The following is an 8,181-nucleotide window of genomic DNA, read 5'->3' as shown; positions in this document are numbered from 1 at the left end:
AAGGACGATGTCGAAGCAACTTTCGCGCCCCGGCTGCGCGGCAAGATAGACTACGACTTCGCCATTCAGGGCATCCAGTCATACGTTCCTGAAGAGTTGGGCGAGGTAACTCGCGCCAAGCCATGGGGAACGGGCCACGCCACGCTCTGCGCCTGGCCGCAGACCGGCGAACCGTTTGCTGTTATCAATGCCGATGATTTTTACGGGCGGGAATCCTTTGCCACAATGGCCGAATTTCTGTCCACCGATACCGACGACCAGCAACACGCCATGATTGGCTATGAGTTGAAGCGCACGTTGTCTGAAAACGGTACGGTGTCCCGGGGCGTCTGCATTGTAAAAGCCGACGGCAACCTTTCGTCTGTAACGGAACGCACCAAGATTTTCCCGGATAAAGTCGGCAATGTTTATTTTGAAGAGGACGATATTCTAACGGAGATTCCACCCTATACGCCTGTGTCGATGAATTTCTGGGGTTTCAAACCCAGCGCATTTCCGCTCATGGAAGCGCAGTTTCAGGAATTTGCGAGGGAAAACGCCGACAATCCAAAGGCTGAGTTTTATATTCCCCTGATTGTCACGAATCTGATTTATCACAACCAGGGCAATTGCCGGGTGTTTACCAGTAAATCCGATTGGTTCGGCGTGACTTATCCCGAGGATAAGCCGACGGTGCAAGCGGCTTTACAGGTACTTCACGACGCGGGACACTATCCGGCCACGCTGTGGGAAGCTTGATTTTGAACTAGTGAACAAGCTTGCACCTGATTTCTTACTGCCGATTCCGCCGATTTTCAGCTTCCGGGAATGCCTGTGGTTTCTGGATCGGAACTACGACGACATCATGCACCGGGTAACGGAGACTTCTGTAACCAAGCCTTTCAGGGTAGGGAAGAAGGTGGCTTTACTGGAAATTTCGGAAGAGGAGGGGAAACTACTGGTGCAGTTTCGGGGCGGCGACTTGGTCGAAGAGAACGACTTGCGGGAGCAGGTCATCGCGCTTTTTGATTTGGGGGCGAATCTCGCGCCTTTTTACGAGCGATTAAAAGCCGACGATGAACTAGCCTTTATGGCTAAGGAATTTTTTGGTCTTCGGCTGATTGGTATTCCCGATTTATTTGAGGCCATTTGCTGGAGCATCATCGGGCAGCAGATCAATTTGTCCTTTGCCTATTCTCTAAAAAGGCGAATCGTAGAACTGGCGGGCGAAAAAATTACTTACGACGACCACGTTTTTCACGCATTCCCAACACCCGCCCGCGTGGTGGCTTTGACCGTGGAGCAACTGCGTCCTTTACAATTCTCCGGCCGCAAGGCCGAGTACCTCATCGGTGTAGCTAATGCTTTCGAGTCGGGCGAGATTTCCAAAGCACAGCTACTGGCTTTGCCAACTACCGAGGCAATGGTGCAGAGACTCACCTCGCTACGTGGTGTCGGAGAGTGGACGGCCCATTATTCATTGATGAAGTCTCTGAAAGTACCTACTTCCGTTCCTTATGGCGATGTGGGCCTTTACAACGCATTAGCGGCATTAAAAAAACTGCCTAAGCGCCCCTCCCGCACAGAACTAGCTTCCGTCTTCGCCCCTTTCCAAGGCCACGAGGCCTACCTGACGCTGTATCTCTGGCGAAGCCTGGCCGTGCGCTAACGGCTCCGGTCTTTCGAAAGTCGGCTTCCCTCTTCTTTGGACCGGGTCGTCGATACGGAAAAGGGTAGGGGTAGTCGGTCGCTACCGTGGGGTAGTTAGTCTGCCTTCCGATACAAGTACTTCATTATCCCGAAGTAAATCAAAAACCCAACGCCCGACACTATCGTGAGTATGCCCAGGACGGTAGTCGTGTCGAGTTCGATGTCCAAGTCCTTGACGAGCATGAAGCCAATTCCAATACTCAGAAGTAAAATCCCGTATTTGAGGTTAGAATAGGTGTCAGCCACGTTGGCGGATTTCTGGACGATCCATTGTTTGTCGGGTTCCAGGTGGCCTAGCTCCACCATTCGTGCTTTGATTTTGGATTCTTTGACGATCCGCAGAATACCAATGATGCCCCAGAAAAGGATAAACGTAGTCGCGATGGGGATCATAACAGCAATTATACCAGCCATGTCTTTTTAGTTTAAAGGGTTAAAATTAGTTTGTCCCCGTTGGACGCCGCCGCCTTTTGAAAAGTTGCAGTTTTTCTTTTTTTCAAGAAATTAAAATTTTCTGCAACCCTGCCGACGGGATTTGCGTCGAACGGGAAGTACATGGTAAACGACGCAACCCTCATCAAGCGAATTCTGGCGGGTGATCGCCACGCCTTCCGATGGCTCATCAAGTCGAATGAGCGGCTGGTGTACGGCGTGGTATGGAAAATCGTCGGGAATGCGCCCGACACGGAGGATATCTGCCAGGAAGTGTTTCTGAAAGTTCATGATAAGCTGGACACTTTCAATCAGGAGTCCAAACTGTCGACCTGGATCGCTAAAATTGCCTACAATCAGGCGCTGAGCCACGTCAGAAAACGCGATATATTGCAGAATTCCGCCGATGTGGACGAAGAAGCCTTCCGCGAGCGCATCACGGACGGTGCCGACACACCGACTGATCGCCTGGAAGCCAAAGAGCTAAAAACGGTAGTTCACGAAGCCATCGAAAAACTACCACTTCCGTACCGGACGCTCATCGACCTGTTCCACATCCAGGAAATGAGCTACGCCGAAATCGTAGAAATTAGTGGGTTCCCGGAAGGTACCGTGAAAAGCTATCTGTTTAGAGGAAGAAAACTATTAAAAGACGCCATTCGTGGCAGCAGGCACCTAATTTAATTTTGAATGAGAGACGGCGGGGCGCCCCGAGGCGGCCGCCCGCGCGGTGATAGAATGAGTGAATAAGCTGTTTATCTGTATTCTATCATTCTATCATTCACTCATTCTATCATTCATTTATGGAGAATAAACACACCGACCAGGAGTTGCAGGATCTGTATGAAAACGATCCGCAGGCTTTCGCCGAACTTGCCCGTACCGATGAGGATGCGCGGGTGTACGCCCTGCTTTTCGCTACTTTTCCCAGGCTCGATGCCGTGGAAATTCCAGCCGACTTGGGCGATCGAGTAATAGCCCAACTGGAAGTAAAAGAAGCCGAATCCAGAAAATGGCAGAACCTGTTCCTAGCAGGGGCCATCGGCCTGACCGTGATTGTCGGTTTGGTCATGTCCTGGATATTGTCACCCGAAATGGCAAAATCTTTCCAGGCATTCAGTTCCTATCTTCCCTTCATCACGGCGGCAGTCCTGGTGTTCTTTGGAATGGAGCTACTGGATCAAAAGGTAGTTTGGGGGAAGAGCGATGAATTAATGCTTGAGTAAACTTACCTTCATCACTCATCACTCATCACTCATCACTCATCACTGGAGCGCCAGCCGCCTCGGGGCGCCCCGCGGTCCTCACTATTTTTTTAAAAGCCCCGCCATCATTTCTTCCGCCACGAACTTGTCGCCCGCCTCGGTCAAGTGAACACGGTCGCGGGTTAGGACGCCTTTCTCCTCGTTGTCTTTGTTATGTTTTTCCAGGTACTTCTGGAAATCCTTGCGCAAGTCCACCAGCGTAAGGCTGTGCTGGTCGGCTAGCACGCGGATGGCGTTAGCGTAGCGGTTTAAGTCGCCATCCTGCTCGTTGGAGTAGTCGGTGCGTTCGCCTATGACGGATGGCGTGCACAGAATGGGCCGGATGTTATTGTCCTGCAACTTCTTGATAATGGCTTGGTAAAACTTTAAAAACTTATCGTAATCCGTACCCGTACCGTGGGTTGCTTTGTGCCACACATCGTTGATTCCCACGTAAATGAACACGATGTCGGGTTTCCTGGCAAGTACGTCCTCATCCATTCGCAGGTACAGATCATAGACCTTATTACCACCAATACCCGCTCCCATCAACTCATACTGATCGCCCAGTCCTTTATCCTGTAACATAGCGCGTAGTTGCGTGATGTAGCCCGTTTGACCTACTCCCGCCTGGGTAATAGAGTCGCCGAAGAAGATGACACGCAGCGGCTTGTCTGATTGCATGGCCAAGAGGGGAAACAGTAAGACGGTAAATCGAAGGTAGGAAAGCAGTATTTTCATAGAAAAAACGGTGTTTAGGAGAATTTTGGAATAAAAAAGGAATAGGTAATACGAAAGTACTACTTTTAACCTATCGTCACAATCCTTTATTATCCTAAAATCAAGGGTCACTCCCGTTCTATACTGCATTGGAAAGCATTTACCAAGAAACCATCGAAGGCATGTCAGATGCTTTCGTTTCCGTCGATTTTGACTGGAATGTCCTCTATTTGAATAGCCAAACCGTCGACTGGAGTACCCAATCCCGCGACGAAATTATTGGTCGCTCCTTATGGGGGGCATTCCCGATGCTCCTGGACTCACCCCTCTACCATTTTTGCCAGCGGTGTATGAAATCTCGCGAGGCAGAGTCTATGGAATACTTTGCCGAAGAAGTGAACACATGGTACTACATATGGACGAGGCCAACCTCGCGGGGCATGAATATTTTTGTTTCCGACATCACCGATAACAAGAAAATCGCTGAAAATCAGGCCCAGTTTCTGACAATGGTCAACGCAATCCCGCAGCTGGGCTGGATGGCCACCCGCGATGGGTACATCCATTGGTACAACGACCGCTGGTATGAGTACACAGGCACCACCCTGGAAGAGATGGAGGGCTGGGGTTGGCAAATGGTCCACCACCCGGATCATGTTGCCCAGGTGGTGGCGTTCGCTTCAGAAGCCTGGCAGAATGATGAACCCTGGGAACTGACTTTTCCGCTGCGAGGTCGGGATGGGTACTATCGCTGGTTTCTGACCAGAGTATATCCGGTTAAGGATAAGGCGGGCAAAGTACAGCAGTGGATCGGCACCAACACGGATATCAACGACCAGGTCAAGGCGGAAGAAGTGCTAAAACAAAGCGAGGCGCAACTCCGGCAGATGTCCGATTTTATGCCACAGCTCGTATGGACAACCGATGCCGAGGGCTACCACGATTTTTTCAATGAGCGCTGGTACCAGTTCACAGGACTAACCTTTGAGGAAACCAAAGACACCGGCTGGGCCAAACTGCTGCATCCGGCCGATGTGGATCGCACCTGGAAGGTATGGAACCACTGCCTCGAAACCGGCGAACGCTACGAAACCGAATACCGCATGAGACGGGCCGACGGGGTGTATCGCTGGCTACTGGCCAGGGCAACCCCGCTTACCAGCGAGACTGGCGAGATCACCCATTGGTTTGGAACCTGCACCGACATTCACGACCAAAAAATAGCCAATGACACCCTGGAACAAAAAGTAGCCGAGCGAACCGGCGAACTGGAAGCCGCTAACGAACATCTGCGGCGCGTAAACGACGAGTTGCAGCAGTTCAACTATATCGCCTCACACGACTTGCAGGAACCGGTGCGAAAAATCAAGATATTCTCCGAGCGTATCAAGATTCAGGATTTTGAGAAGTTGAGTTCCGGATCGCAGGGTTCACTCGACCGAATTATGGTTTCGGTGGACCGCATGTCCAACCTGTTGAAAGACCTGCTGGATTTTAGCCGTGTTAGTCGCGAAGAACTCTTCACCCAGGTAAATTTAGACGACATCGTGGCTAATATTGAGAGTGATCTCGAACTGCTCATCGCCCAGAAGTCGGCCACGATTCAGAAGACACAACTACCCTTGATCGAGGCAATTCCGTTGCAAATGCACCAGCTGTTTTACAATCTCATCAATAATGCGGTCAAGTTTGCCAAGCCCGAGCGACCACCCATTGTACGCATCTCTTGTGCAGTGTTGACTGGGAAAGACTGCAAAAAGTGGGGGCTTCCGACGAGAAAGAAATACTTTCAATTTTCCATCCAGGACAATGGGATCGGCTTTGAACCCCAATACGCCGAAAAAATCTTCGAGCTTTTCAAACGGCTGCACAACCAGGAAGCTTACCGGGGTACGGGTGTCGGACTAGCTTTGTGCAAGAAAGTGGTGGAGAATCACAGAGGACGCATTTGGGCTGAGTCGGAACAAGGAAAGGGTGCGGCTTTTCACGTGATCTTGCCCCTTAAACAATGATTTTATGCCCGTCTGTACCTCTATCGTATTACCTCCACAACGGGTGTATCCACCGAATAGCGGAGCAGGAACGAGCGCCCAGGTACCAGATCGGCGGCCTGGTCAGCAGGTAGCCGAAATTTGTGAATTTTTTGAGCGATTAACGCCTGAACCGTAGCTTGCCCGTTTTCAATTTTACAAGAAACTACTTCCCCATAAAGCCCAGGGCCATCTGCTAACGAATGTACCTTCGCAAAAACCTGTTCAGGCGTTCCCTGCCGTTTGATTTTTCCTGTTTCCATTTCCACGACCTGATCGGCCAGGCGGAAAATTTCCCCCAAATCATGCGTGACTAGCAAAATCGTGAGCTGGTAGCGTTGCTGAATTTCCAGCAAATAATCCTGCAGCCGCTGGCGCATAGATCGGTCAAGGGCCGAGAGCGGCTCGTCCAGTAATAGCAATCGCGGGCGAGATGCCAGCGCTCGGGCCAGCGCCACGCGCTGCTGTTGTCCACCCGAAAGCTGATGCGGTCGGCGGTCGGCGAGTTGGGTGAGTTCCACTTCACGCAGCAGTTCGTCAACGCGGCCAGGATCTTGGCCTTTTTTTAGGGCAAATGCCACATTCTGCTCAACGCTGAGGTGGGGAAAAAGCGCGTAGTCCTGAAAAACCAACCCTGCCTGGCGTAGTTGTGGTTTCTGGAAAATCTTCTGCTCCGTATCCAGCCAAACTTCTCGTCCAAAGGCAATACGTCCCGATTGCGGCTTCACCAAACCCGCTATTATACGCAACAGGGTAGTTTTCCCTACGCCCGACGGCCCGGTGAGGGCGGTAATCGAGCCGCTTTCCAGCCGCAGAGCCACCTCCATCGTCACGGGGCCGGCGGCGGTGCGCAGGTCGTGGCGTAGTTGGAGTTCAAGCGGGGCGTCGGACACGGAAAAGGTGGTTGTTAATTGAATAAACCAGCAGCAGAATGGCAAAGGTAATCACAAAAAGTACGAGGGCGTACTGGTTGGCGGTGGGGTAGTTGAGGGCTTCCACTTCGTTGTAAATCGCCAGGGAGGCCACCCGAGTCACGCCGGGAATATTGCCACCAATCATTAGAACTACCCCGAATTCTCCCACTGTGTGGGCGAAAGTCAATACGAGAGCGGTCAGAATAGCGGATTTAGCATTGGGTAGAAGTACCTTCAGAAAGGTAGTCCACGCACTTTTGCCCATGGTATAGGAGGCCTCGCGTAGCGAAGCGGGCAGGGCTTGCAAACCCGCCTGCAATGGGTACACCATGAAAGGCAGACTGTAAATCACCGAGGCCACGACCAATCCCGGAAACGAAAAAACCAACCGCAGCCCAAAGACTTCTTCGATCCAATTCCCGAAAAAATGGTTGGGACTGAAAGCCAGCAACAAATAAAATCCCAGTACCGAAGGAGGCAGTACCAGCGGCATTCCTACGATAGCCTCTACCAGAACTTTGCCCCGAAACTTGCTATACGCCAGCCAATAGGCCAGCGGCAGGGCTAATCCGAACAGAATCAGCGTCGTCAGCGAAGCTAATTTGAAAGTAAGAAAAAGGGGTTCTGTATTCATGGTACCAAGTAGCCATATTTTCGAAAAATTACCTTGGCTTGCTCCGAATACAGGAAGTTATAGAACTCAAGACTTTTCTCACGTTTGGGAGAAGACTCGCTGTGCTTCAATAGCACCGCCGCCTGATCGATGGGTGCGTAGGACGTGGAATCCAGTTTTACCCAGCGCCCCTTGCCTGCCATTTCGGGCGAAAGTACCATCGAGAGAGCGGTAAAGCCGACGTCTGCCGCGCTGGTGGCGATGTATTGGGTAGTTTGGGCGATGCTTTCGCCGTAAACAAGCTTACTTTTTACTTGCTCGTACAGTCCCGCCTTTTCCATTACCTGCACGGCGGCTGTGCCGTAGGGTGCAGTCTGGGGATTGGCCAAAGCTATTTTTCTAATGGCTGGACCCGTAAGCGCCGCAAGGTCGGGCGTGATGGTCGAGTCGCTCGTCCAAAGTACCAGAGAACCGCGTGCGTAAACCTTAGGCGGTGCGTCGGAACCGCCGTTTTCGTAGATATCCCGTGGGTAACGCGT

The 8,181-nt window shown here is 51.6% G+C and carries 10 protein-coding genes; 5 read left to right on the top strand and 5 right to left on the bottom strand.

Annotated elements, in window-relative coordinates; translation table 11 throughout:
* On the top strand, window positions 1-738 hold a 738-nt coding region (locus ACEW8P_RS00200; RefSeq protein ID WP_373511095.1), incomplete at its 5' end, for a nucleotidyltransferase.
* 10 nt (window positions 739-748) lie between these two features.
* Window positions 749-1,648, top strand: coding sequence for a DNA-3-methyladenine glycosylase (locus ACEW8P_RS00195; RefSeq protein ID WP_373511094.1), 900 nt, complete (start codon window positions 749-751; stop codon window positions 1,646-1,648).
* Between the two features lie 95 nt (window positions 1,649-1,743).
* On the opposite strand, the gene ACEW8P_RS00190 is transcribed toward ACEW8P_RS00195, so the two are convergent.
* Window positions 1,744-2,103, bottom strand: a complete 360-nt coding sequence (locus ACEW8P_RS00190) for a DUF6249 domain-containing protein (protein WP_373511093.1) — start codon at window positions 2,101-2,103, stop codon at window positions 1,744-1,746.
* Between the two features lie 141 nt (window positions 2,104-2,244).
* Between ACEW8P_RS00190 and ACEW8P_RS00185 the strand changes: the two genes are divergently transcribed.
* Both ACEW8P_RS00185 and ACEW8P_RS00180 read left to right on the top strand, forming a co-directional pair.
* Entirely contained in the window at window positions 2,245-2,805 is a 561-nt protein-coding gene (locus tag ACEW8P_RS00185) for an RNA polymerase sigma factor (RefSeq protein WP_373511092.1), read from the top strand.
* A 119-nt stretch (window positions 2,806-2,924) separates the two neighbouring features.
* Window positions 2,925-3,347: a hypothetical protein gene (locus ACEW8P_RS00180; RefSeq protein ID WP_373511091.1), complete on the top strand. Its 423-nt coding sequence runs from the start codon at window positions 2,925-2,927 to the stop codon at window positions 3,345-3,347.
* 81 nt (window positions 3,348-3,428) lie between these two features.
* On the opposite strand, the gene ACEW8P_RS00175 is transcribed toward ACEW8P_RS00180, so the two are convergent.
* A complete protein-coding gene (locus tag ACEW8P_RS00175; protein ID WP_373511090.1) occupies window positions 3,429-4,106 on the bottom strand; it encodes an SGNH/GDSL hydrolase family protein in 678 nt (225 codons plus the stop codon).
* A gap of 161 nt (window positions 4,107-4,267) precedes the next feature.
* Here ACEW8P_RS00175 and ACEW8P_RS00170 point away from each other — a divergent pair, with 161 nt between their 5' ends.
* Window positions 4,268-6,097, top strand: coding sequence for a PAS domain-containing protein (locus ACEW8P_RS00170; RefSeq protein WP_373511089.1), 1,830 nt, complete (start codon window positions 4,268-4,270; stop codon window positions 6,095-6,097).
* A gap of 20 nt (window positions 6,098-6,117) precedes the next feature.
* Here the strand turns inward: ACEW8P_RS00170 and ACEW8P_RS00165 are convergent, their stop codons facing one another.
* From ACEW8P_RS00165 to modA, 3 genes are all read right to left on the bottom strand, one after another.
* The gene (locus tag ACEW8P_RS00165; protein WP_373511088.1) at window positions 6,118-7,008 is read right to left on the bottom strand and encodes an ABC transporter ATP-binding protein; all 891 of its coding nucleotides are present in this window, start codon (window positions 7,006-7,008) and stop codon (window positions 6,118-6,120) included.
* Window positions 6,989-7,663 (bottom strand): molybdate ABC transporter permease subunit, encoded by a 675-nt coding sequence (modB, locus tag ACEW8P_RS00160; RefSeq protein ID WP_373511087.1) that lies wholly within the window; start codon window positions 7,661-7,663, stop codon window positions 6,989-6,991. Before modB ends, ACEW8P_RS00165 begins: the two co-directional genes overlap by 20 nt.
* Window positions 7,660-8,181 (bottom strand): molybdate ABC transporter substrate-binding protein (modA, locus tag ACEW8P_RS00155; protein ID WP_373511086.1); only part of this gene is annotated, 522 nt, incomplete at its 5' end. The genes modA and modB, both read right to left, overlap by 4 nt.

The sequence above is a fragment of the Persicitalea sp. genome (assembly GCF_041751555.1).
In the GTDB taxonomy this organism is placed as follows: domain Bacteria; phylum Bacteroidota; class Bacteroidia; order Cytophagales; family Spirosomataceae; genus Persicitalea.
The sequence above is the reverse complement of the archived record's forward strand: the minus strand, read 5'-3'. Positions and strand labels throughout refer to the sequence as shown.

Bases quoted from the DNA above. Each gene is read 5' to 3' on its own strand.
- ACEW8P_RS00190 (WP_373511093.1), bottom strand. From the start codon at position 2,103: ATGGCTGGTATAATTGCTGTTATGATCCCCATCGCGACTACGTTTATC.
- ACEW8P_RS00185 (WP_373511092.1), top strand. From the start codon at position 2,245: ATGGTAAACGACGCAACCCTCATCAAGCGAATTCTGGCGGGTGATCGC.
- ACEW8P_RS00180 (WP_373511091.1), top strand. From the start codon at position 2,925: ATGGAGAATAAACACACCGACCAGGAGTTGCAGGATCTGTATGAAAAC.
- ACEW8P_RS00175 (WP_373511090.1), bottom strand. From the start codon at position 4,106: ATGAAAATACTGCTTTCCTACCTTCGATTTACCGTCTTACTGTTTCCC.
- ACEW8P_RS00170 (WP_373511089.1), top strand. From the start codon at position 4,268: ATGTCAGATGCTTTCGTTTCCGTCGATTTTGACTGGAATGTCCTCTAT.
- modB (WP_373511087.1), bottom strand. From the start codon at position 7,663: ATGAATACAGAACCCCTTTTTCTTACTTTCAAATTAGCTTCGCTGACG.